Source organism: Streptomonospora sediminis (assembly GCF_054778995.1).
The window spans coordinates 232,703-255,767 of sequence record NZ_BAAGYZ010000021.1 but is presented as its reverse complement, the minus strand read 5'-3'; the positions used below and the strand labels follow the sequence as shown (position 1 = coordinate 255,767).

Below are 23,065 nucleotides of genomic sequence, written 5' to 3'. Positions count from 1 at the left end.
GCGGACCGGCAGCGCGGCGGCCCCGCGAGCGGCCGCCGCCGCGCGCGAAGCGGCTCGAAAGGCCAGGGACATGACCGAGGCGGATGGTGTGCGCGGCGCCGCGGCGCCGGATGAGATGGTGCCCGACGCGGTGCCGCCGGGACGAGGCGGCGCTGGACGCGTGGCGCAGGCGGACGCTCGTGCCCATGATCGCGGCTGCGACCGCGTTCTTGGGGGTCTACGCCTGGCCCATCATCGACCCCGGGATTTCGGCGCGGTGGCAGGCGGCCTGCGATATCGCGATGCTGGTCATCTGGCTGCTGTTCGGCGCCGACTACCTGGTGCGGCTGTACCTGGCGCCGCGGCGCTGGGAGTTCGCCAAACGGAACTGGTTCGACCTGCTGGTACTCCTGGCGCCGATGTTCCGGTCGCTGCGGCTGGTCCAGACCATCGTGGTGCTGAGCCTGCTCAACAAGCGGGCGCGGATGACCCTGCGTGCCAGCGTCGCCCGGTACGCCGGCGCCGCCGCCGTCCTCATCGTGTTCTGCGCGGCGCTGGCCGTGCTCGATGCCGAGCGCGGCGCACCCGGATCCGTGATCGGCACCTTCCCCGACGCGCTGTGGTGGACGGCCACCACGGTGACGACCGTGGGCTACGGCGACTTGTACCCGGTCACGGCGGAGGGCCGGCTGGTGGCGGGAGTCCTGTTCACCGCCGGAATCGCCCTGCTGGGTGTGGTGACCGCGACGCTGGCCTCCTGGTTCGTCGAGAAGTTCAACGAGGGCCAGGAGAGCGCCGCGGCCACCCAGAAGCAGATGGCCGAGCTGACCGAGGAGGTGCGGTCGCTGCGCGCCGAGCTGGCCGCCGCCAAGGTCGAGGCGGCCGAGGCGGCTCAGGCGGCCGAGGCCGCCGGCGGGCCCGGCGGCACCGCCGCCGAGGGGTCCCGCCCGCGGTAGCCGCGGTCGGCGGGGCGCCCGCCGCACGCCCGCCTCACGCCAGGGTGCTGCCCAGCACCGCCGAAACCGATCGGGCCGAGCGGCAGACCTCGGGCCCCAGCTCGTGCATGCGGTCCTCGGGCATCCGCGACTCGGGGGCGCTGACGCTGATGCTGCCGACCACGGCCTCGTGGTCGAAGACCGGCGCCGCCACCGTGCGGATGCCGGGGGTGCGCTCGGAGAACGACAGTGCGTAGCCGTCGGCGCGGATGCGCTCCAGCTCCGCCCGCAGCAGTCCGGGGTCGGTGACGGTCGCCGGTGTCACCGGTTCGATGGGGGTGCGCAGCAGCTCGTCGGCCGGTTCGGGCGGCAGGAACGCCAGCATGGCCTTGCCCGGTGCGCCGTAGACCAGCGGGATCGGCGCGCCCAGTTCGGTATAAGTGCGGCGCAGCGCGTGGTGGCTCTCGACCTGGTCGACCACTGCGCGCTGGTTGCCCGGAAGCAGTTCGTGCAGCCCCACGGTCTCGTCGACGATCGCGCGCAGTTCGCGCATCGCCCCCAGGGCAGCGTCGCGCAGCGTAGTGGGGAAGGCCCCGCTGCGGGCGAGTTGCACCAGTAGCGGGCCGAGGGCGTACTGGCGCTGGGCGGTCTGCCGGACGAGGCCGTTGGCCTGCATCGACGCCAGGATGCGGTGGGTGGTGCTGGTCGAGAGCCCGGTGGCGCGGGAGAGGTCGCTGATGCCCATCTCCGGTCGGCGCGGGCTGAAGCATTTCAGGATCGCCACGGCGCGGTCGATCGCCTGCACACCCGGCCGTGCGGCCCCGTTCGTCTCCGCGCCGGCGGCGGCGCGTCCTTCGGTCGTCTCGCTCAATTTCGCCCAACCCATTGACGTTAACCTGTGAGCAATCGTACGTTCCTGTTATACGGGATCACATCCCATTATACGGGAAACACAGGAACAGGTGCGTGGATGCAGCCGCTCGACGGATTCCGGGTTCTCGATCTCACCCGCTTCCTCTCCGGCCCCTACTGCACGATGGTGCTGGCGGAGCTGGGAGCCGACGTCGTCAAAGTGGAACAGCCCGGAACGGGTGACGACTCCCGCCGGCTGGCCCCCAAGGTCAACGGCGAGAGCTACCCGTTCGGAATGCCCAACCGCAGCAAACGCAGCGTCTCGATCGACCTCAAGGACCCCCGCGGCCGCGACGCGTTCATCCGCATGGCCGAAAACGCCGACCTGGTCATCGAGAACTTCCGGCCGGGCGTGGTCAAGCGGCTGGGGATCGACTACGAATCCCTGCACGAGGCCAACCCGGCGCTGCTCTACTGCTCCATCAGCGGGTTCGGCCAGACCGGGCCCTACCGCGACCGGCCCGGTTTCGACATCATGGCCCAGGGAGCGGTCGGCTTCCTGCGCATGACCGGCCACCCCGACGGCCGGCCCGCCAAGGTGGGCATCGCCATCAACGACATCGCCGCCGGCGCCACCGCCATCTACTCGATCCTCGCCGCCGAACTGAACCGGCGCGCCACCGGCGAAGGCGACTACATCGACATCTCCCTGGTCGACGCCGGCCTGGCGTGGACCGTGTGGGAATCGGGCGCCTACTTCGGCAGCGGCGAGGAGCCCGCACCGACCGGCACCCGCCACCGCCGGTCGACCCCCTACCAGGCCTACCGGACCGCCGACGGCTACGTCACCATCGGCGCCAACAACGACCGGCTGTGGCGCCGCCTCGTCACCGACGCGTTCGACCGGCCCGGATGGCTGGAGGACGACCGCTTCGCCACCCTCGCGGCGCGCATGGAGCACATCGACGAACTCCAAGCGGAGATCGAAGAGGTTACGGCCACCCGCACCACCGCCGAATGGATCAAGATCCTGGACCGCGCGGGGGTGCCCGGCGGGCCGGTGCTCACCTACGCCGAGGCGCTGGACGACCCGCACGTCATCGCCCGCGGCATGATCGACGAGGTCGACCATCCCATCATCGGGTCGATGCGCACCATCGCCCCGCCCGCCAAGTTCGCCTCACTGGACTTCGGCATCAAGGGCCCCGCCCCCTGGCTGGGCCAGCACACCAGCGACGTCCTCGCCGACGCCGGGCTCAGCAGCGGCGAGATCGAGGCGCTCTACGCCGAGAACGTCGTCTTCGATGAGCACCCCGACCTGCACGGAAAGTAGGCACCCATGTCCGACGACCTCCGAGTGGAGCACTCCGGCGCGGTGGCGACGCTCACCCTCGACCGGCCCGAGAGCCGCAACGCCATCCGGCTGGAGATGTACCGGGAGCTGCCCGGCCTGCTGCGCGGGATCGACGACGACCCCCGCGTCAAGGTGCTGGTGGTGCGCGGAGCCGGCACCAAGGCCTTCGCTGCAGGCGCCGACATCAGCGAGTTCCGCGACGTGCGGGCCGATGCCGAGAGCGCCCGGTCCTACAACGAGCAGGTGGCGGCCGCCGAACAGGCGCTCGAAGGCATGGCCAAACCGACCATCGCCATGGTGCACGGCTACTGCGTGGGCGGCGGGTGCGGCCTGGCGCTCGCCTGCGACCTGCGGTTCTGCGACACCGGCGCGCAGTTCGCCATCACCCCGGCCAAACTCGGCCTCGTCTACAGCCTGGAGTCCACCCGGCGCCTGGTGGACCTGGTCGGGCCCGCCCAGGCCAAGTGGATCCTGTTCTCCGGCCAGCGCGTCGACGCCGCGCACGCGCTGCGCACCGGGCTCGCCGACGTGGTGACCGATCCCGGCGACCTCTCCGGGCAGGTCTACGACTTCGCCGAGCTGGTCGGCACCCGCGCGCAGTACAGCGTGCGCGCGGCCAAGGAAGTGGTCCGGCGTATCGTGGCCGGTCAGCGCCGCGACGACGCTGACACCACCCAACTCCGCAATGCGTCCTTCGACACCGAGGACTACGCCGAAGGGGTGCGCGCCTTCCTGGAGAAGCGCGCGCCCGAGTTCACCTGGTCGTGACACCGGCGCGCCTCCGCCGCCGCACGACCGATCCGCATCAGCGCCGGGGAGCGGGCAGCAGCCGCCCCGCCCCCGCGCGCACCGTCACAGCGACCGCACAACCCGACCGCGGACAGTCGGTCCGCGGACCCCCCATGATGACGACGCATCGTGTCGGCAAGGAGGCACCGCCATGCCGCTCAACCCCACAGCAGCGAACAAGCAGGGCCCCGGAGGGCCGGGGGCAGCACAGCCGCGATCCGGACGGCCGGAACCGCACGAGCCGGGCCGCGCGGGCGGCTTGAAGCGGGCGGGTGCAGTGCTCGCCTCGGCCGCCCTGCTGGCCGCGGCCACCGCCTGCGGCGCAGGCACATCGGTCCAGGAGAACCCGGACAACTACCCCAGCAGCGAGCTGGACTGGACCGTCGCGTTCGGTCCCGGCGGCGGCAACGACATCATGTCCCGCACCATTGTGGACATCCTGAACCAGGAGAACCTCTACCCGGCCGACATCGTCGTGGAAAACCGCGAAGGCGGCAGCGGCGCGACCGGGTGGGGCCACCTGCTCAGCAACTCCGGCGACCCCTACGTCATCTCGACCACCTCCGGGTCGTTCATCACCACCCCGCTGCAGGCCGATACCGGCTGGACCCACGCCGACTTCACCCACGTCGGCCTGTTCGCCACCGACGACTCCCTGTTCGTCACGCCCAAGGCAAGCGACCTGACCAGCTGGGAGGACTGGGTCTCCCACGCCAAGGACAAGGGCAAGGTGTCGGTCGGCGGGATCGGCACGGTCAACGTCGACTACATCCTGCAGGCCGCGCTGGCCGACCAGGCCGGCTACGAAATCGAGTACGTCCCCTTCAACGAGGAGGGCCAGCTCCAGACGGCCCTGTCCTCGGGCTCGATCGACGCCATGGTCTCCAACCCCGGCTCCATCATGGGCCAGGTCGAAAGCGGCGACGTGAACCCGCTGCTGTTCACCGGAAAGGAGCGCATGGAAGATCTGCCCGACGTGCCCACCGGCGAGGAGCTCGGCTACGAAGGGCTCGTCTCGATGCCCCGCGGGCTCATCCTGCCGCCCGACACCCCCGACTACGCCCGCGACTGGTGGATCTCGACCATGAAGAAGGTGGTCAAGACCAAGGCCTGGCAGGAGTACCTGGACAAGAACCACCTCAGCGCGGACGTCCGCTGGGGCGACGACTTCACCTCCTACCTGGAGACCACCGGTACGCGGTTCGAGGAGGAGCTGAAGAAGCAGGGGGCCATCTGATGGCGAAGACGCCGACTCCCAAGCTGCGGCTGCCGTTCCAACGCGCGGCGGAGCCCGGGGCGGACGGAGAGGCCGGCGCCGCCGCCGGTGCCGCGGAGACCGCGCAGCCCGGAGAGCCCGGGCCAAACGCGGAAGCCGCGGAGACCGGCGGCCCCGGCCCCGCAGGTTCCGCAGCGGAATCCCGGCCGCCGCGGCCGGTGTCCGGGGAGACCGTGTTCTACCTGGTCGTCGGCGCGGTGCTGGCCGTCTATACCGCAATGGCCTTCGACATGGAGTGGCAGACCACTGCCGGCCGGGTGGGCGCCGGCCTCTTCCCGCGGATCATCGGCGGCCTGGGGCTGGCCGTGTGCGTCATCGGTGCCGTGCGCAGTGCGCTCGTGCGGATGCGCGAGCTGCGGCGGGCGGCGGCGGACCAGGTCGGGCAGGCCGGGCAGGACGAGCAGGCCGGGCCGGACGAGCAGGACGACCGGGACGAGCAGGCCGGAACGCCGGCCGAGCCGGCCCCCGCACCTGCGCAGTCCCAGCAGCGCTACCCCTGGACGGTCGCGGCCCTGTGCCTGATCCTCGCCGCGTTCGTCACCGTGATGGTTCCCGTGGGCGCGGTGATCACCGGAACGCTCGCGCTCATCGCCGCGCTACTGCTGTGCGACCGGTCGCACCCGCTGCGCTCGGTGCTGCTGGGCGCGGTCTTCCCAGCGGCGCTCTACACCGTGTTCGTCCTCTGGCTCAACGCGCCGCTGCCGCCCGGGATCCTCCCGATCCTGTGACGGCGGCGACCCCGCGAACCCGACCGCAACGCCGACACCGGCAGATCCCTCGGAGCCTGGCATGGACATCTTCGCCAACCTGGTGAACGGCATCGTCGGAGTGCTGTCGCCCACCACCCTCCTCTTCCTGTGCGTCGGCGTGCTCGTGGGCATGTTCGTCGGCGCGATCCCCGGCCTGGGGCCCTCGGCGGGGCTGGCCATCCTGCTCCCGTTGACCTTCGGGCTCGAACCCACCACCGCGATCGTCATGCTGGCGGCCGTCTACTACGGCGCCATGTACGGCAACACGATCACCTCGGTGCTGATCAACACGCCCGGCGACGCCGCCGGGGTGCCCGCCACACTGGAGGGCCACCCGATGGCCCGCCGCGGCCGAGCAGGCCCCGCCCTTGTCATCGCGGCGCTGGGCTCGTTCGTCGCCGGCACGATCGCGGTCGTGCTGCTGACGATCACCGCCCCGCTGATGGCGGGGGTCGCCTCGTCGTTCGGGCCGCCGGAGCTGTTCCTGCTGGTGGTCATCGGGCTGCTCACGCTCATCGTGCTCGTCGGGCGCAACTGGATGCGCGGCCTGCTCTCGGTGCTGATCGGCTTCGCCATCGGCACCGTCGGCATCGACGTCGGCGGCGGCGAGCAGCGCTACACGTTCGGCTCCACCGAACTGATCAACGGGATCCACTTCATTCCGGTCGCCATCGGGCTGTTCGGCCTGGGCGAGATCCTGTGGACCCTCTACAAGGGCGGCCACCGCGAGAGCGCGTCGCCGATGCAGCTGAACCGGCGCGCCGGCGCGTTCTGGCCGAGCCGCCAGGAGTTGCGCGAGTCGCGGGGACCCATCATGCGCGGCACCCCGATGGGGTTCGTCCTCGGCGTGATCCCCGGCGCGGGCGCCACCGTGGCGTCGCTGATCTCCTACAGCGTGGAGAAGGGCCTGTCCAAGCGGCCCGAGCGTTTCGGCAACGGCGCCATCGAGGGCCTGGCGGGCCCGGAGTCGGCGAACAACTCCGCGGCCACCGGCGCGATGGTGCCGCTGCTGACGCTGGGCATCCCCGGTTCGGCCTCCACCGCCGTGCTGCTGGGCGGGTTCCTGATGTGGGGCCTGCAGCCCGGACCGCTGCTGATGAGCCAGAACCCCGACTTCGCGTGGGGCCTGATCGCCAGCATGTACCTGGGCAACGTGATGCTGGTGCTGGTGAGCGTGTTCTGCATCCCGTTGTTCGCCAGCGTGACCAGGACGCCCTTCCGCATCCTGGGGCCGATGATCATCATCCTGTGCGCCTTCGGCACCTTCGCGGTCAACGGCAGCGTGGTGGAGGTCGGCATCATGTTCATCTGCGGGGTGCTCGGCTTCTTCATGCGCATGTACGGCCTGGCACCGGCGGCCACGGTCATCGCCCTGGTGCTGGGTCCCATCGCCGAGGAGACGCTGCGCCAGACCTTGCTGCTCGAAGGCGGCCTGGGGCTGTTCCTGCAGCGGACACCTTCGCAGGTGCTGCTGGTCGTGATGGTCCTACTGCTGTGCGCCCCGGCGGTCCGCCCTCTCCTCAAGCGGGCGGTGGCCCCGATCCTGACCCCGCGGGCAGGAGCGGGCGCCGACCGGGGGTGATCATGCAGAAATGCCCAAAACCAGCGCTGGTTTTGGGCATTTCTGCATGGTCGATCGGCCAGTGGCCGTCACGCCTCCGGCGCCGGCTCGCGTGTGCGCGGGGGCTCGGCGGCGGGTTTGCCGGCGGGGACCGCGGCGCTCTTGCGGGCGTTGCGCCAGGCGCCTTCGCTGAGGAGGCGGAGGCCGTTCAGGGCGACCAGGATGGTCGAACCCTCGTGGCCTGCGACGGCCAACGGGAGCGGCAGGGTGCCCGCCAGGTCCCACACCACCAGGACGGCGATGAACACCCCGGCGATGGCCAGGTTCTGGGCGACCAGCCTGCGGGCGCGGCGGGCCAAGCGGAGGGCGGCGGGGACGGCCGCCAGTTCGTCGCGGACGACGATGGCATCGGCGCTCTCCAGGGCGAGGTCGGAGCCGGCGCGGCCCATGGCCATGCCGGTGCCGGCCGCGGCCAGGGCCGGAGCGTCGTTGACTCCGTCGCCGACCATCAGCACCTGGTGCCCGCCGTCCTCGGCGGCGCGCACCGCGGTGACCTTGTCCGCGGGCAGCAGCCCGGCGCGGACCTCGGTGATACCGGCCTCGGCCGCCGTTTGGGCGGCCGCGCGCGGGTTGTCGCCGGTGAGCAGCAGCGGCGGGGCGGTGGTCAGCGCGCCGAGCTGGGCGATCGCGTCGGCCGCGCCGGGGCGCAGCCGGTCGGCGATGCCCAGCAGCCCGGCCGGGCGGCCGTCGGCCAGTACGAGTACGGCGGTGCGGCCGCGCTCCTCCAGCTGCGCCGCCAGCTCGGCGGCGGCGGTGGCAGCGGCCTCCGGCGCGGTGGCCGCATCCGGATCCAGCAGGTGCGCCGGCGAGCCGACCTCGACTCTGGTGCCGGCGACCTCCGCCGAGACGCCGCGCCCGGGTGCCGAGGAGAAGCCGGCCGCGGGCGCGATCGCCAGGCCGCGGTCGCGGGCCGCCCCGGTGACGGCGGTGGCCAATGGGTGCGAGCTGGGGTACTCGGCTGCGGCGGCGAGTCCGAGTAGCGCGTCCTCGTCCAGGTCGGAGCCAGGCAGCGGGGCGACCTCGACCACGTGCGGCGCGCCCTCGGTCAGGGTGCCGGTCTTGTCCAGGGCGACCCGGTCGGTCGAGGCGAGCCGCTCCAGCGCCCGGGCGGACTTGACCAGCACCCCGTGGCGGCCGGCGTTGGCGATCGCCGCGAGCATCGGCGGCATGGTGGCCAGCACCAGCGCGCAGGGGGAGGCGACGATCATGAAGGTCATGGCCCGCAGCAGGGTGGGTTCCAGCGCGGCACCCCACAGCAGCGGAATCACGAACAGGGCGACCGTGGCGGCGACCATGCCGATCGAGTAGCGCTGCTCGACCTTTTCGATGAACAGCTGCGTGCCCGCTTTGGTGCGGGTGGCTTCCTCGACCATGGCCACGATGCGCGCGATCACCGAGTCGGCCGGGTCCCGCTCGACGGCCACGCGCAGGGCGCCGGTGCCGTTGACGGTGCCCGCGAAGACCTCGTCGCCGACCTGTTTGGCCCTTGGCAGCGGTTCGCCGGTGATGGAGGCCTGGTCGACCTCGCTCGCACCGTCGACCACGCGGCCGTCGGCGCCCACGCGTTCGCCCGGCCGGATCAGCAGCAGTTCGCCCGGGCGCAGGTCGGCGGCAGGGACGGTTTCCTCGGTGCCGCCGGGGCCCAGGCGGACCGCCTGTTGCGGGGCGAGGTCGAGCAGCCCGCGCACCGATTCGGCGGTGCGGGCGGTGGCCAGGGCCTCCAGTGCGCCGGAGGTGGCGAAGATGACGATGAGCAGTGCGCCGTCGAGTGCCTGCCCGATCGCCGCCGCGCCCAGGGCGGCGGCGACCATGAGCAGGTCGACGTCCAGCCGCTTGTCGCGCAGCGCCCGCAGTCCTTCGAGCGCGGGTTCCCAGCCGCCTGCGGCGTAGGTCAGCGCGTACAGCGGCCCCCACGTCCAGGTGGGCGCGCCGAGCAGGTGCAGCGGCAGCGCGGCCAGGAACAGTGCCAGGGCGATGGCGGCCCAGCGCACCTCGGGCAGCGCGAGTGTGCGGGCCAGGCGCCCGGGCGCTTGCCCGGCGCCGGGCGCCGGGCGGGTGAGCACTGCAGGCACGGGGAGTCCTTCCACGCGGTGTCGATCGGGAACGGGTGCCGAGGAACCCGGACCCCACCTTACAGGAACGCATGAACATTAATTCAAGTGTTCATTTGTACTCCAGTAGGGTGGGGGCATGGGTCATCGAGTCACCACCGCGCAGACCGCGCAGGACGTCCCCCGCACCCGGCTGGACGCGGCCGACGCCGAGCAGGTGGCCACTACCCTGCAAGCACTGGCCACTCCCTCTCGCCTGCTGATTCTCGCCCGCCTGCGCGAGGGCCCGCTGCCGGCCACCGCGCTGGCCGCCGAAGTGGGCCTGGAGCAGTCGGCGTGCTCGCACCAGCTCCGCCTGCTGCGCAACCTGGGCCTGGTGGTGGGCACCCGCCAGGGCCGTTCGGTGGTCTACGATCTGCACGACGACCACGTCGCCGCACTGCTGGACCACGCGCTCTACCACGTCGAGCACCTGCGCGCGGGCGCGGCGGGCGACGAGGGCGCCGAGCCCGCTGAGGCCGCCGACGCCGCGGGCGCGGCCGATACCGGAGCCGGTACCCGAGCCGGTAGCGGGCCCGGTGCCGCGGCCGATGCAGAGGCGGGCGCCGCCCTGCGGTAGCCGGCGCCGACCCTGCGGAAATGCCCGGATCAAGTCCCGGATCACGGCATTTCCGCATGATCGTTTCCGCATACGGCCTCGGAAACGGGCATAAGGGACCATGCGGGCACCCACCCGGGCGACCGCCGCCCTCCGGCGCCGTTTCTCACTCCGGACCAACCCGTCACCCGTCACCCGGCCGGCGACAAGGCCGCCCAGCGGACCCGGTGCCGCGGCCGCAGCCGAGGCGGGCACCGCCCTGTACGACCGTTCGACGCTCATGCGCGCGGCCCTTCCCCCGCTGGGAAAGGGCCGCATCTCCGCGTAGCCGTGGCACCCGGCACCGGGCATCGGTGGGGCGCACCGCGTTACCGCGCCGCGTGCGTCCCCGTATCGGCGAGGGCCGCGATCATGCCCGCGGCCATGGCGGCGCTGGAAGCGGGGTTCTGGCCGGTGAACAGGTTGCCGTCGCGCACGTTGTACTCCTCGAAGGCCGGGCCGCCGGAGTGGTCCGCGCCCAGCTCGCGCAGCCGGGAGGCGAGCAGCCACGGGGCGCCCTCAGCGGTGCCGAACATCTGCTCCTCCTCGTCGGTGAACGCGGTCATCCGGCGTCCGGCAAAGAGCCAGTCGCCCGCCGCGTCCACGGCGCTGAGCAGGCCGGCGGGACCGTGGCACACGGCTCCGATGAGCTTGCCGGCCGCATCCGCCCCGCTCAGCAGCCGGGCGAGGTCGGCGTCGCGGTAGAGGTCGACGACCGGGCCGTGGCCGCCGGGCAGGACCACCGCGGCGTAGGCGCCGAGACCGACCTCGGCGAGCCGCAGCAGCGGCCCGTGCTCGCGCAGGGCCTTCTCGGCGTGCGCCACGTGGCGTGCGCAGTCGGCTCCCGCGACCTCCGGGTCGGCGCTGTGCTGGTCGAGCGGTTGCAGGACCCCGCCCGGCGAAGCGAAGTCGACCGTGTAGCCGGCCTCGGTGAACAGTGCGTGCGGGGCGGCCACCTCCTCGGCCCAGTAGCCGGTCGGGTATGCCGAACCGTCGGTGCGCTCCCAGACATCGGCTGCGGACATGACGATCAGGATCTTGTTGCCCATGGGGCTGTTCCTCTCTGCGGGTGGCGGGTACCGGCCGGGGCCGGGCGGCGGGGCGGCCGGCCGCCGGTCTCTTGGGGGCGGCCGAACAGCCGGCCCGTATTCAGCGTGGTTCACCGCCTCCCGCCGCACAGGGCGCATACCGTGCCCTGTGCTGCCGCGGACGGGCGGACCTAGGACTCGGCGGTCCAGGCGGGAACCCCCGGTATCGGCGACACTGGGAAGCGTGGGTAAGAGCAACCGCGAACTGGCCGACTTCTTGAAACGGGCCCGCAGCCAGGGCGATCCGGCGCGCTCCGGCCTGCCCGCGGACAGCCGCGTCCGCCGGGTGCCGGGCCTGCGCCGCGAAGAGGTCGCCCTGCTGGCGGGGGTCTCGACCGACTACTACGCGCGCCTCGAACAGGGCCGCCCCATCACCCCCTCGCCTGCCGTGGTCGAGGCGCTGGGCGGCGCACTCGGCCTCGACGCGGCCGGGCGCGCGCACCTGCAGGACCTCATCGGCGTGCAGGCGGCACCGGTACGGCACCGGCCCCGCGGCGTCCAGCGGGTCCGGCCCGGCATCTACCAGCTCCTCGACGCGCTCGACGGCGAGCCCGTCCTCGTCCTGGGCCGCCGCACCGACATCCTGGCCGCCAACCGGATGGCGCGGGCGCTGTTCGCCGACTTCGAGCGGATGCCCCACCGCGACCGCAACTACGCACGCTGGATGCTCCTCGACGACGGCGCCCGCTCCCTGTTCGCCGACTGGGCCGACCAAGCGCGCGCCGCCGTCGAGAGCCTGCGGCTCGACGCCGGCCGCGACCCCCACGACCAGGCCACGGCCGATCTCATCGCCGACCTGCGCGAGCACAGTCCCGAGTTCGGCCGGTGGTGGGAGCAGCACCGCGTGCACCAGCGCACGCACGGCTCCAAGCGGCTCCGCCACCCGCTGGTCGGCGAACTGACCGTCGAATACGAAACCCTCTACCTGCCCGGAGACCCCGACACCGCCTTGTTCGTCTACACCGCCGAGGCGGGGTCGCCCTCGGAACGGGCACTGGATCTCCTCGCGAGCTGGACCCGCACCGGAACGGCCCCCGACCCCGACCCCGGCCTCCGGCCCGGCTCCGACCGCGCCGGCGGCGGCTAGCCGCACCGCCCGGGCGAGACCCAAGTCACATCCGCTCCTGTCACATTCGGCCGAGCCGCGTTGTCAAAGGCATGAAAGCAACGGCAAGGCAACGCCAAGGAGCGCACCATGACTGCTCGTTTGAACATCTACGACAACGCGGTCGCAATGAAGGCCCTGCAGCACTTCGTCTCGGCGAGCAAGGTGGTCGCCGGATCGTCGCTGCCGACCGCGACGCAGCACCTGCTGCTGCTGCGCGCCAGCCAGATCAACGGCTGCGGATTCTGCACCGACATGCACTCCAAGGACGCCGCCCACGACGGCGAGACCGCCACCCGCATCAACATGGTCGCCGCCTGGCGCGAGGCCACGCTGTTCACCGACGCCGAGCGCGCCGCGCTGGAACTCGCCGAGCAGGGCACCCGCATTGCCGACGCGGCCGGCGGTGTCACCGACGAGGCGTGGGCCGATGCGGCGCAGCACTACGACGAGGAGCAGTTGGGCGCCCTGGTGGCCCTGATCGCGATCATCAACGCCTTCAACCGCGCCAACGTCATGATCCAGCAGCCCGCCGGCGATTACCAGCCCGGCCAGTTGGGCTAACGGCAAGTACGGCAGCACACCAGTGCGTCGGTACCGCAGGACGGGCGGTACCGCAGCGCTCGCCCCGGGCACCCTCGACGGTGCCCGGGGCGTTGTGCTGCCCGCCCCGCAACGGAGCCGCTCATCGCTCCGGGTAACGGGCACCATCAGCCGCTTTCGGGGCGGTATGTCAGAATTGCGGCTGACCACCACGACGGCGGACCGAGGAAGACCGGTGCAAAACCGGCGCGGTGCCGCCACTGTGAGCGGCGAGCCCGTCCGACCCCGCCACTGTCCCTGAGGGGATGGGAAGGCCCGGACCACAGCGCAGACCCGCGAGCCAGGAGACTCACGCCGTCGTGCCTCACGATCCGGGGCGGATTACCCCAGGGAGGACAGGCTTTCGCCATGCACGGACACCGCGAACCGACACCGACACGCGTCGCCCCGATCCCGGGGGGACCCCGCCCGTGCCTGTGACCCCAACGCGCCGCGCGGCGCTGGGTATGGGCGCCCTCGGCGCCGGCGCCGTGCTGCTCGGCGGCTGCGCCGGCGAGCCGGCCGGCCGGCGGCCCAAACGCGGCGGCACCGTACGCGCCCTGTTCGCCGGCGGCGGCAGCAACGAGTCGATGGACCCGCACGTGCAGCCGCTGTTCATCGACCAGGCCCGGCACAAGGCCCTGTACGAGAAACTCACCCAGTTCAACGCCGACATGTCGGCGCGCGGGCAGCTCGCCGAAGACTGGACCGTCGGCGAGGACGGCGCCCGCTGGCGGTTCCGGCTGCGCAAGGCCCGGTTCCACGACGGCCGCAAGGTCACCGCCGACGACGTCCTCGCCAGCTTCGCGCGTATCAAGGCGCCCGCCGACACGCCCCGCAACGGCCGCACCCTGCTCGGCCCGGTCGATACCGCCAGCTCCCGGGCCATCGGCGAGCGCACCGTCGAACTGCGGCTGAACGCCCCCACCTACGAGCTGCCCGCGCTGGTGGCCGGCACCGGCATGCACATCGTCCCGGCCGACTTCGACGACCGCGACCCGGCAACGGCGGCCGTGGGATCGGGACCGTTCACCCTCGCCTCCTTCGAGGCCGGCCGCTCGATGGCCGCCGAACGCTTCGGTGACCACTGGGACGACGGCGGCGCGCTCATCGACCGGCTGGAGTTCCTCTCGGCCGAAGCGGAGGCGCGCGGCAACGCCCTGCTCGGCGGCCAGGGCGAGTACATCCACGACATGTCGGCGACCTTTGCCCGCGCCAACGAGGACAACCCCGCCATCAGCGTCGTGCGCACCCCCAACAGCGGCATGGCCGCCCTGGCGATGAAGACCGACCAGCCCCCGTTCGACGACCCGCGCGTGCGCAAAGCGTTCCGGCTGCTGGCCGACCGCAAGCGGCTGGTCGAAGTGGTGTTCTCCGGCGCCGGGCGCGTCGGCAACGACGTGTTCGGCAGCGGCTACGAGTACTTCGCCGCGGACCTGCCCCAGCGCGGACGCGACCTCGACCGGGCGCGCAGCCTGCTGAAGGCGGCCAACGCCCAGGACCTCGCGGTGGCGTTGGACACCTCCGAAGCCGCACCCGGCTTTGTCGACGCCGCCACCCTGTTCGCCGAACAGGCCGCCGAAGCCGGCCCCGCCGTCGACGTGCGCGTGGGCAACCAGGACACCTTCTTCAGCGACATCCTGGACAAGGGCGTGTTCGCCTCGTACCGTTCCGGCGCGATGCCCATCCCCAACCACCTCGCGCTGCGCATGGTCTCCGACGCGCCGCAGAACGTCACGCGGTGGCGCAGCGACGGCTTTGACGAGAGGTTCGCCCGCGCGCAGGCCACCGGCGACGAGCAGGAGCGCACCCGCCGTTACCAGGAGCTGCAGCAGGAGCTGTACGACGACGGCGGCCTGATCGTGTGGGGCTACAACGACTGGGTCAACGCCACCTCCGCGGCGCTGCACGGCGTCGAGCAGGACGCGCCGCCCAACACCGCTGACTGGGCGAGGTTCGACCGGGTCTGGCTGGAGTGACCGCGGCCGTCCTGCGCCGCCTCGCCATCGCGGCGGCGCAGCTGTTCGCACTGTCGGTGCTGGTGTTCGCCGCCACCGAACTGCTGCCGGGCGACGCCGCCGAGGCGGTGCTGGGCGACGACTACACCCCGCAGCAGGCGGCGGAGATCCGCACCCGGCTGGGGCTGGACGACCCGCCGCTGGAGCGGTTCGCGCAGTGGTGGCACGGCCTGCTCACCGGCGACCTGGGCACCTCGCTGGTGTCGGGCCGGCCGGTGGCCGCGCTGGTGGCCGAGGCCCTGCCGCCCACCGCGATCCTGGCCGCGGTCACGCTGGTGGTGCTGGTGCCGCTGGCCGCCGCCATCGGGCTGGCGACCGGAGCCCGCGAAGGCGGCATGCTGGACCGGGCGGTCTCCGGCGCCACCCTCACCCTGTACTCCATCCCCGACTTCGCGCTGGCGATGCTGCTGGTGCTGGGGCTGTCCCTGCACGCGGGCCTACTCCCGGCCACCGCGGTCGGCGCCGGCGGCTGGGGACTGCTGACCGACCCGCTGCTGCTGGTGCCGCCGGTCGCGGTGCTGCTGTGCCGGGTGGTGGCGCTGCTCAGCCGCCAGGTGCGCGCGGGTACCGTCGAGGCGCTGAACAGCGGATACGCCGCCCATGCCCGGCGCCTCGGTGTCGGCCGCCGCCGGCTGCTGCTGCGCCACGCCGCCCCCAACGCGCTCGCCCCCGCATCCGAGGAGCTGGCGCGGGTCGGCGACGGGCTGCTGTCGGGGGTGCTGGTCGTCGAAGTGGTGTTCGCCGTGCCCGGTATCGCCGGCGGGGTGATCGACGCGGTGGCAATGCGCGACGTGCCCGTGGTGCAGGGCCATGTGCTGGTGCTCGGCGCCGCCACCATCGCCGTCAACCAGGTGGCCGAGCTGGTCGCGCTGCGGCTCGCGCCCCGGAGCGAGCAGGTGCGCCGGTGAGGTCGCTGCGCACGGTATGGCCGGTACTGCCGCTCGTCCTAGTGCTGGTGCCCGCCGCCGCTGCGCTGGCGGGACCGGTGGTCGCGCCGCTGCTGGCGGCCGAGCCGGGACCGCCGTTCGCCCCGGCCGACGGCGCCCACCCGCTGGGCACCGACCGGTTGGGCCGCGACGTGCTCACCCGGTTGCTGCTGGGCGGCCGATCCGTGCTCGCGGTGTCGTTCGGCGCCGTTGCCGCGGCCTACGTCCTGGGCGGCGGGATCGGTATCGCCGCAGCCGCCACCCCCAGCCGCGCAGTCGACACGGCATTGCTGCGGCTGCTCGACGTGGTGATGGGTGTGCCGTCACTGTTGCTGGTCAGCGTCGTTGCGGTGTGGTGGTCGTCGCAGACCGCCGTGATCGCCGCGGTCGTCGCGGTCACCAACGCCCCCGCTGTCGCGCGGCTGGTCAGAGCCGCGGCGCTGGACGCGGTGAGCGAGCCGGTGGTGCAGGCGATGCGGTTGCAGGGCGAAGGCCGCGCCCGGATCTACCTGGGCTATGTGGGCCGGCGCATCCTGCGGCCGGTCGCCGCCGACACGGGCACCCGCATCACCGCGGCGATCGCGCTGGTGGCCTCGGCCAACTTCCTGGGCCTCGGGCCCGGCCCCGCGGCCGCGGACTGGGCGGTGGCGGTGGCGCACAACCGGTCCGGCCTGACGCTGCAACCGTTGGCCGCGCTGGCGCCGGCGGCGATGCTGGTCTCGCTCAGTGTGGGACTGAACCTGCTGTGGGACGCGGCGACCCGTCCCCGGCGCCGAAGGGAGCGCAACGCGTGACACAGGTGGCGGCCCGCAACGGCCCCGGACCCGCAGAACCCGAACCGGTGGCCGACGTGCGCGGGCTGAGCGTGCGCGTGGCCGGGCAGCGGCTCGTTGAAGGCGTCTCGTTCACCGCCGTACCCGGCGCGGTGACCGCACTGGTGGGCCCCTCGGGCAGCGGCAAGACGACCACGGCGCTGTCGCTGCTGGGGGAGTGGCCGCCCGGCGCGCAGGTCACCGGCAGCATCCGGGTCGCCGGGGTCGACATTGCCGCCGCCGGCGAGCCGGACCTGGCGGGGCTGCGCGGCGGCACCGTCGCCTACCTGCCGCAGGACGCGGCCGCCGCGCTCAACCCGGCCCGGCGCATCGGTTCGGTGCTGCGGGAACTGGCCGCCATCCACCACCCGCCGGCCGCCCGCGGGCGCGAACGCACCGCCGCGCTGCGGGCGCGCAGCGCCGAAGCGCTGCGCCGGGCCGCACTGCCGGAAGGGCGCGATACCCGGCGCCGCTTCCCGCACCGGTTCTCCGGCGGGCAGCGGCAGCGCGCCGCGCTCGCCGCCGCCTTGGTCTGCGGCCCGCGCCTGCTCGTGCTGGACGAGCCCACCACCGGGCTCGACGCGGCGACCAAGCTCGACGTCATCGCCATGCTGCGCGGCCTCGCCGACTCGGGCCTGGCCGTGCTGCTGCTCAGCCACGACCGGCCCGCGGTGGACGCCCTCGCCGACACCGTTGTGCGGCTCGGTTGCGGCGCTGATGGCCGTGACGGCACTGGCGGCGCTGACGGCGAGGAACGCGCGGCGGGGCCCGCCCGCCGGTTCCGGCCGGCGCAGCACCCGCCCGCGGCAGCCCCGGCCGAACGGCTCGCGCCGAAACCGCCCGGCCCGCCGCTGCTGGCGCTGCGCGGGCTGCGCGCCCGGCACCGCTCAGGGCGCAGGCGTGTCACGGCCGTCGACGGGGTCGACCTGGACCTCGCCGCCGGCACGGTGACCGGCCTCATCGGCGCGTCCGGCAGCGGCAAGACCACCCTCGCCCGGTGCGTGGCCGGGCTGCACACACCCGCGGCCGGCACGGTCGCACTCGACGGCCGCCCCCTGGGGCCGCTGGCGCGGCGCGGCGCCGAGCAGGTGCGGCGGGTCCAGTATGTCTGGCAGGAGGTGCTGACCTCGTTCGACGCTGACCGGGCCGTGGACGCCCAGGTCGCGCGCACCGCGGTACGGCTGCGCGGCCTCGGGCGCGCCGATGCGCTCGCCGAGGCCCGCGCACTGCTCGCGGACCTGGGAGTCGGCGCCGGTACGGCGGCGCGCCTGCCCGGCCAGGTCTCCGGCGGCGAGCTGCAGCGCGCGGCGCTCGCCCGCGCCCTGCTCGCCCGGCCCGACGTGCTGGTGTGCGACGAGGTCACCACCGCCCTGGACGGCGAACGCGAAGCCGACGTGCTCGACGGCCTGTGCGCGGCGGCCGCCCGCAACGGTACGGCGCTGCTGCTGATCAGCCACGACCTGCGGCTGGTCGCCGAATACGCCGACCGTGCGGCCGTCATGGATGCCGGGCGCATCATCGAGGAGGCCCCCTGCGCCCGGCTGGTCGCCGCCCCCGCCACCCCGCAGGCCCGCACGTTGCTGGAAGCGGGCGGGCTGGCGGGCGGGCTTCAGCGGACCGCGACCACCACGTAGTTGTCGCCGTACTGCCACACCGGCCCGACCTCGGTGAACCCGGCGGCATAGAGCAATTCGGTGTGCCGGGTCAGCGTGAACTTGTTGCCCCACCCGCCGGTGGCGCCGCGCCGCTCGCGCTCGGCCAGCAGGTCGGCGAACTCGGGCACCGCGGCTGCGGCGTCCCACCACGTGCGCCAGTCCTCGTTGGCTTCCAGCACCCCGCTGCGCTCCAACCGCAGGTCGCGCACCCGGCGGGCCGCAGCGGCCAGCCCGGCCCGCTCGTGCTCCAGGTGGTCGCCGTTGACCAGCACCGCCCCCGGGCGCATCGCCGCCGCCAGGTCGCGGTAGGTGCGGGCGAGCTCCTCCTCGGGCATCCAATGCAGTGCCGTGGTCGACACCGCGGCGTCGACCGGGCCGTCCAGCTCCAGCGTGTCCAGCCAGCCTTCGCGCCCCAGCCACGCGTCGACCAGCCGCACCCGCTCCGGCGCAGTGGCGGTGCCCAGCGCGAGCAGGAACGGGTCGGAGTCGACGCCGACGACGCTCGCCTTGGGCAGCCGCTCGGCCACGCGCAGCGCCAGCGACCCGGGCCCGCAGCCCAGGTCGACCACCCGCGCGTCCGGGCGGTCGCCGGCGGCGTGCTCCACCACATCGGCGATGACCGCGAACCGCTCCTCGCGGTCCGCCAGGTAATGCTCCTGCTGGGCATCCCACCGGCGCAGCCACTGCGCGGCGAGTTCTCCGTCCAAGGTCACGGGCACCTCTTCCCACTGTTCCCACTGGCGTTCGGCCTGCCGGTGCGAAGCTACTGCACACCCCTTGCACTGCGAACGGCCGGGGCCGCGCACCGCCCGGAACCGCCGCGCCGGGGCACTGCTCACCTACGAGGGCTGGGGACACTGGGCCGCCGGCCACTTCAGCGGCAGCGGCTGCGTCAGCCGCCGCGTCGAGGGCTACCTGATCGGGACCGAACCGCCGGCCCCCGGCACGAGTTGCCCGGCGGTCCCCTACGAACCCGGGTAAGTACCGCCCTGGCCGATGCCGGACAGCCCGCAATCGCCGCCGCGGGCGGGCGTCTAAAATGCCCGCCATGGTCCTACAGGTGCGGCCGCGAGCGTATGCGCCGAAACGCCGTACCGCCTGGGTGGTGGCCACCGCCGCTGCGGTGCTGGCCGGGGCGCTCGTGCTGGTGCTGTGGGCTGCGGGCGGTTTCGCGCGCGCCCGCCCGCCGCAGTTGCCGGCGGGAAGCGAGGTCGAGAACAAGCTGTTCCGGATCGAGCCCCGCAAGGCCGGCATCCAGACCGAGGACGCATATGACGGAAAAAGGTTCCGGTTGGTGGTGCTCGCCGAGCTGACCTCGAAGGAGGACGCGCCGCAGGCGGCCGGGACCATCCAGTCGATGCTGGATCCGCGGGTTTCGCCCAGCGAAGGCGAACTGGAGCCCGGCGGCGTCCAGCGCGTTCGCGGCGGCGCGGCCCGGTCCTGCTCGTGGATCCAGCCCGGCGTGCGCGAGACCCTGCAGTTCTCCTGGGAGTTGCCGAAGAGCGTCGGCAGCGCCGACGCGGTCCAGGACGTGCGGTTGCGGGTGCTTGAGGCGGAGCACGCCGACAGCTTCCTCGACCAGGAAAAGCAGTGGCGGAGCAAACCGGAACGGAGCGCCGGAGATGTCGCCCTCTCCACGGGCGGGTAGCCGCCGGGGTTTCCCGCTGCGGCGGGGCTTCGGCCGGCTGCGGGGTTTGGCCCGGCTGCTGCCGCGGAGACCGCATTCGCGGCTGCGTACCGCCGGGGTCTGCGTGCTGCTGCTGGTCCTGCTGACCGGCATCCGGGCGTTGATCGTCGGGCCGAGCGACATCACCGACCCCATCGCCTACTCGGGGAAAGCCCCGGAACCCGTCGACGCGGAGCGGTTCACCGCCGAGGTCCGCGGTGTCGGGTTCGCCCGGGCGCTCACCGAGGCCCCCGACGACGAGGACGGCGAAGCGGAAGAAGAGGGGGAACCGGTACCGCTGCCCGCCGGGAACGTATGGCTGCTGGTCGAAGTCAGGCTTACGGCCGCCACCCGGACCGTGAACGTGCAGGCACCGATCCTGCTGGAATCCGGCAGCGGCCCCTCCTACGCCGCAAGCGGCGAGCTGACTCCGCTGCTGTCCGGAGGCGGGGGATTCTCCTCGGAAGAGCTGCATCCGGGCATCCCCGTGTCGGGTGTCATCGCCTTCGACGTTCCGGTTGAGCACATCACCGACCCGCGCCTGCGGATACGCGCGGGGCTGCCGCGGATGGACCGGTTGACCGGCCTCGCCGTGATCGACCTCGGTATGACAGCGGACGAGGTGGCGAAGGGGGCCCGCAACGCGACCGCGACCGCGGTGGTGCCCGAGACACGGGAGGGAACGGGGCCGGGCGTGCAGGTGCGCCCGGCGGAGGCGACCGCAGGGGCCGGCGATGACTGACACGAACCCGACTGAGCCGCCGGAGCCGGTCGGCCCGTCGGACCAACCGGAAGCGCCGGCGGCGCCCGAGCCATCGGACGCACCGAGTCCACCGGGGGTGCCGCAGGCGCCGGAGCCGGTCGACCCGTCGGATCCACCGGATCCACCGGAAGCGCCGGCGGCGCCCGAGCCATCGGAAGCGCCACCCCCACCCCCACCCCGGGCGCGCAGGCGCCCGTGGTGGCGCGGCCATGTGCCGTTCATGCTGGCAGCGGCGGTTCTCGCGCCGATCGCCTACGGGCTGCCGTGGTGGGAGGAGCACAATGACAACGTGCTCTGGGGGCAGGTGCCGGCCGACGCCGCGCCCGCCGAGGACGGTGTGGCGGCCCTGGCGGGCACCCGCTGGGAGTTTCTCGGCGCACGGACCGGCCCGGCGACCGACATGGCCGGGATCACGGCGGTGGACGCCGTATTCGAGCTGACGCCGCAAACCGGCACCGCGGCCGAGCGCCTCGACTCCGACTGCCGGGTGCGCGCCGTCGACGCCGGCGGCCGCCTGTGGGAGGACGGCGCGGCCTACGGCACGCTCCCGGACTACAGCCCCGTGACAGGCGCGACCGAAGGCGGCGGCTGCCGGTCCGTTTCGCCGCGGGATGGCCTATTCCCGGTCGGTGAGGGTTCGCTGGTGATGGCGCACTTCGCCGTTCCCCGCGACGCCGTCTCCGAGCTGCGCTTCGAGGTCGAGGTCGCCACCCACGACCCGGCCGACACACCGTCGTACAGCTGGGAGGAACTCGGCGACCCCGAAATCCAGGCGACCCAGGAGGCCGTGAACCCGCCCGAGCCGGCCGCGGTCTCCTTCGCCTACCGCGAGCTGGAGCGGTCCGAGCTGGTCCGCCGCGGCTTCATCGAGCGCTGAACCCAGGGCCGGCGGCTCCCGACTCGATCTGCAGCGGCGCCCGGGTTCCCGCACCGCCGGAGCGGCGCACGACGAGCGCGAAGGCCGCCGTGAGCAGGCACATCCGCAGGACCTCGTGCAGCGTGCCGGTCGCCAGCTCGATGGACGTGACCCAAGGTAGCCATTCGTTGAAGTAGCCGGCGGGGCCGACGGCCGCGAAGATCCCCCGGTGCAGCAGGCTCACCGCCGCTTCCAGTAGCGCGTAGTAGATGCAGAAGGACAGGTAGAACACCGGGCCCGCGCCGCGGAGGACCCGCAGCGCGTTGAACAGCGGCACATACTTGTCGCGCAGGCCCTGGGCGGCGGTACCGGCGACCCGGGTGATCGGCCCGGGTATGTACCGCGCCGCCATGTGCGCCAACAGGCCCGCCCGGCCGCGCAAGAGCGTGTCGGTGCGGCCGAGGTCGGCGCCGAACACGATCGCGGTTATCACCAGCCACAGCAGCGGCTCCAGCAGCCCGTCCTTGACCAGCGGCCAGACCTCCGGCAGGGCGGCGCCCACCAACTTGGCGAACGCGTCCACCGGCAGCGCGGGCAGCAGGGCGGCGAGGTCGGCGACCCACGACCGCAGCCCGGACCACGTGGAGGTGATCCCTACCCAGAACGCCCGGTCGGTGAGCCAGTCGGTGCCGCTGCGCAGCAGTTGGCCCACCGTGACCACGGCGAAGTACGCCCACACGGCTTCGCACAGGGCCGCGCACAGGCCCAGCGCCCGGTTGCCGCGGTGCTCGTAGAGGCGCCCGAGGACCGCCCGGGCGGCGAAGGCGACCGCGGTCACCAGCAGCGGCACACCTATCGGGTCGAAGTCGGCGATGACCGCGAAGCCGCCGAGACCGCCCTCCTCATCGGCGCCCAGCGCATAGGAGCGGAACTCCGCGGCGATCAGCCCCCATGCGCTGTAGAACACCATGAACGGCAGGATCGTCGTGGACACGGTGTCGAGGACATTGCGCCCGCGTTCGGGCACGCCGGGACGGCCGGCGCTCGCGCTGGGAAGCCGGGCACCGAGCCGTGCCAGGCCGGGCCGGAGCACGTGGAACATGGTGATGGTGGCGGCCACGGTGATCAGCAGCACCGCGCTCAGCGCCAACAGGCCCGCGGTGGAGTCGCGCAGCCCGGCGCTGATCGCGCCGCGCAGCGCCGCGTCGTGCAGCACGATCCCCGCCAGATGCACGCACAGCAGCGGAGCCCAGTACCGCCGGGCCAGCTCCAGCGCGTACCGGGGCAGGGAAGCGTGCACGCGTTTCATGTCGCCGAGATCCTACTTACGGCACCGCCCTAGGAGCCGGCC

General features: G+C 73.2%; 22 protein-coding genes and 1 riboswitch. Of the genes, 17 read left to right on the top strand and 5 right to left on the bottom strand.

The window, feature by feature from the left end; translation table 11 throughout:
* Positions 1 to 185 precede the first annotated feature (185 nt).
* Positions 186 to 935: an ion channel gene (locus tag ACYVD5_RS06665; protein WP_461000028.1), complete on the top strand. Its 750-nt coding sequence runs from the start codon at positions 186 to 188 to the stop codon at positions 933 to 935.
* 34 nt (positions 936 to 969) lie between these two features.
* On the opposite strand, the gene ACYVD5_RS06660 is transcribed toward ACYVD5_RS06665, so the two are convergent.
* Positions 970 to 1,785 carry an IclR family transcriptional regulator gene (locus ACYVD5_RS06660; protein WP_461000027.1) on the bottom strand — a complete coding sequence of 272 codons (816 nt, stop codon included), beginning with the start codon at positions 1,783 to 1,785 and terminating at the stop codon, positions 970 to 972.
* A gap of 99 nt (positions 1,786 to 1,884) precedes the next feature.
* On the opposite strand from ACYVD5_RS06660, the gene ACYVD5_RS06655 reads away from it, so the two are divergent.
* The 5 genes from ACYVD5_RS06655 to ACYVD5_RS06635 all read left to right on the top strand — a co-directional run bounded on the left by ACYVD5_RS06655 (position 1,885) and on the right by ACYVD5_RS06635 (position 7,516).
* Positions 1,885 to 3,099 (top strand): CaiB/BaiF CoA transferase family protein, encoded by a 1,215-nt coding sequence (locus ACYVD5_RS06655; protein WP_461000026.1) that lies wholly within the window; start codon positions 1,885 to 1,887, stop codon positions 3,097 to 3,099.
* A 6-nt stretch (positions 3,100 to 3,105) separates the two neighbouring features.
* Positions 3,106 to 3,888 carry an enoyl-CoA hydratase-related protein gene (locus ACYVD5_RS06650; protein ID WP_461000025.1) on the top strand — a complete coding sequence of 261 codons (783 nt, stop codon included), beginning with the start codon at positions 3,106 to 3,108 and terminating at the stop codon, positions 3,886 to 3,888.
* A gap of 298 nt (positions 3,889 to 4,186) precedes the next feature.
* Complete coding sequence (locus ACYVD5_RS06645; protein ID WP_461000024.1) at positions 4,187 to 5,146, top strand: Bug family tripartite tricarboxylate transporter substrate binding protein; 960 nt, start codon at positions 4,187 to 4,189, stop codon at positions 5,144 to 5,146.
* Complete coding sequence (locus tag ACYVD5_RS06640) at positions 5,146 to 5,913, top strand: tripartite tricarboxylate transporter TctB family protein (RefSeq protein WP_461000023.1); 768 nt, start codon at positions 5,146 to 5,148, stop codon at positions 5,911 to 5,913. Before ACYVD5_RS06645 ends, ACYVD5_RS06640 begins: the two co-directional genes overlap by 1 nt.
* Positions 5,914 to 5,974: 61 nt before the next feature.
* Positions 5,975 to 7,516, top strand: a complete 1,542-nt coding sequence (locus ACYVD5_RS06635; protein ID WP_461000022.1) for a tripartite tricarboxylate transporter permease — start codon at positions 5,975 to 5,977, stop codon at positions 7,514 to 7,516.
* 68 nt (positions 7,517 to 7,584) lie between these two features.
* Here the strand turns inward: ACYVD5_RS06635 and ACYVD5_RS06630 are convergent, their stop codons facing one another.
* Positions 7,585 to 9,627, bottom strand: a complete 2,043-nt coding sequence (locus ACYVD5_RS06630) for a heavy metal translocating P-type ATPase (RefSeq protein WP_461000021.1) — start codon at positions 9,625 to 9,627, stop codon at positions 7,585 to 7,587.
* A 118-nt stretch (positions 9,628 to 9,745) separates the two neighbouring features.
* Here ACYVD5_RS06630 and ACYVD5_RS06625 point away from each other — a divergent pair, with 118 nt between their 5' ends.
* On the top strand, positions 9,746 to 10,225 hold the full coding sequence (locus ACYVD5_RS06625) for an ArsR/SmtB family transcription factor (RefSeq protein ID WP_461000020.1): 480 nt from the start codon (positions 9,746 to 9,748) through the stop codon (positions 10,223 to 10,225).
* A 347-nt stretch (positions 10,226 to 10,572) separates the two neighbouring features.
* Here the strand turns inward: ACYVD5_RS06625 and ACYVD5_RS06620 are convergent, their stop codons facing one another.
* Positions 10,573 to 11,292, bottom strand: a complete 720-nt coding sequence (locus ACYVD5_RS06620) for a type 1 glutamine amidotransferase domain-containing protein (protein WP_461000019.1) — start codon at positions 11,290 to 11,292, stop codon at positions 10,573 to 10,575.
* A gap of 223 nt (positions 11,293 to 11,515) precedes the next feature.
* Here ACYVD5_RS06620 and ACYVD5_RS06615 point away from each other — a divergent pair, with 223 nt between their 5' ends.
* From ACYVD5_RS06615 to ACYVD5_RS06590, 6 genes are all read left to right on the top strand, one after another.
* On the top strand, positions 11,516 to 12,418 hold the full coding sequence (locus ACYVD5_RS06615) for a helix-turn-helix transcriptional regulator (protein WP_461000018.1): 903 nt from the start codon (positions 11,516 to 11,518) through the stop codon (positions 12,416 to 12,418).
* Positions 12,419 to 12,526: 108 nt separating this feature from the next.
* Entirely contained in the window at positions 12,527 to 13,000 is a 474-nt protein-coding gene (locus ACYVD5_RS06610; protein WP_461000017.1) for a carboxymuconolactone decarboxylase family protein, read from the top strand.
* Between the two features lie 160 nt (positions 13,001 to 13,160).
* A riboswitch (cobalamin riboswitch) is annotated at positions 13,161 to 13,350 on the top strand.
* A gap of 99 nt (positions 13,351 to 13,449) precedes the next feature.
* Complete coding sequence (locus ACYVD5_RS06605; protein WP_461000016.1) at positions 13,450 to 14,997, top strand: ABC transporter substrate-binding protein; 1,548 nt, start codon at positions 13,450 to 13,452, stop codon at positions 14,995 to 14,997.
* Positions 14,994 to 15,944 carry an ABC transporter permease gene (locus ACYVD5_RS06600; protein WP_461000015.1) on the top strand — a complete coding sequence of 317 codons (951 nt, stop codon included), beginning with the start codon at positions 14,994 to 14,996 and terminating at the stop codon, positions 15,942 to 15,944. The genes ACYVD5_RS06605 and ACYVD5_RS06600 overlap by 4 nt, the downstream gene beginning before the upstream one ends.
* Positions 15,941 to 16,756, top strand: coding sequence for an ABC transporter permease subunit (locus ACYVD5_RS06595; RefSeq protein WP_461000014.1), 816 nt, complete (start codon positions 15,941 to 15,943; stop codon positions 16,754 to 16,756). Before ACYVD5_RS06600 ends, ACYVD5_RS06595 begins: the two co-directional genes overlap by 4 nt.
* Positions 16,753 to 18,408, top strand: coding sequence for an ABC transporter ATP-binding protein (locus ACYVD5_RS06590; RefSeq protein ID WP_461000013.1), 1,656 nt, complete (start codon positions 16,753 to 16,755; stop codon positions 18,406 to 18,408). The genes ACYVD5_RS06595 and ACYVD5_RS06590 overlap by 4 nt, the downstream gene beginning before the upstream one ends.
* Here the strand turns inward: ACYVD5_RS06590 and ACYVD5_RS06585 are convergent.
* On the bottom strand, positions 18,384 to 19,142 hold the full coding sequence (locus ACYVD5_RS06585; RefSeq protein WP_461000012.1) for a class I SAM-dependent methyltransferase: 759 nt from the start codon (positions 19,140 to 19,142) through the stop codon (positions 18,384 to 18,386). The two genes, ACYVD5_RS06590 and ACYVD5_RS06585, sit on opposite strands and share 25 nt — an antisense overlap.
* 64 nt (positions 19,143 to 19,206) lie before the next feature.
* On the opposite strand from ACYVD5_RS06585, the gene ACYVD5_RS06580 reads away from it, so the two are divergent.
* From ACYVD5_RS06580 to ACYVD5_RS06565, 4 genes are all read left to right on the top strand, one after another.
* Positions 19,207 to 19,410 (top strand): alpha/beta hydrolase, encoded by a 204-nt coding sequence (locus ACYVD5_RS06580; RefSeq protein WP_461000011.1) that lies wholly within the window; start codon positions 19,207 to 19,209, stop codon positions 19,408 to 19,410.
* Between the two features lie 67 nt (positions 19,411 to 19,477).
* Positions 19,478 to 20,077: a hypothetical protein gene (locus ACYVD5_RS06575; protein WP_461000010.1), complete on the top strand. Its 600-nt coding sequence runs from the start codon at positions 19,478 to 19,480 to the stop codon at positions 20,075 to 20,077.
* The gene (locus ACYVD5_RS06570) at positions 20,052 to 20,837 is read left to right on the top strand and encodes a DUF4352 domain-containing protein (RefSeq protein WP_461000009.1); all 786 of its coding nucleotides are present in this window, start codon (positions 20,052 to 20,054) and stop codon (positions 20,835 to 20,837) included. The genes ACYVD5_RS06575 and ACYVD5_RS06570 overlap by 26 nt, the downstream gene beginning before the upstream one ends.
* Positions 20,838 to 21,069: 232 nt before the next feature.
* Positions 21,070 to 21,735, top strand: coding sequence for a hypothetical protein (locus ACYVD5_RS06565; RefSeq protein WP_461000008.1), 666 nt, complete (start codon positions 21,070 to 21,072; stop codon positions 21,733 to 21,735).
* On the opposite strand, the gene ACYVD5_RS06560 is transcribed toward ACYVD5_RS06565, so the two are convergent.
* Complete coding sequence (locus ACYVD5_RS06560; RefSeq protein WP_461000007.1) at positions 21,722 to 23,023, bottom strand: hypothetical protein; 1,302 nt, start codon at positions 23,021 to 23,023, stop codon at positions 21,722 to 21,724. The genes ACYVD5_RS06565 and ACYVD5_RS06560 overlap by 14 nt on opposite strands.
* Positions 23,024 to 23,065: the final 42 nt, after the last annotated feature.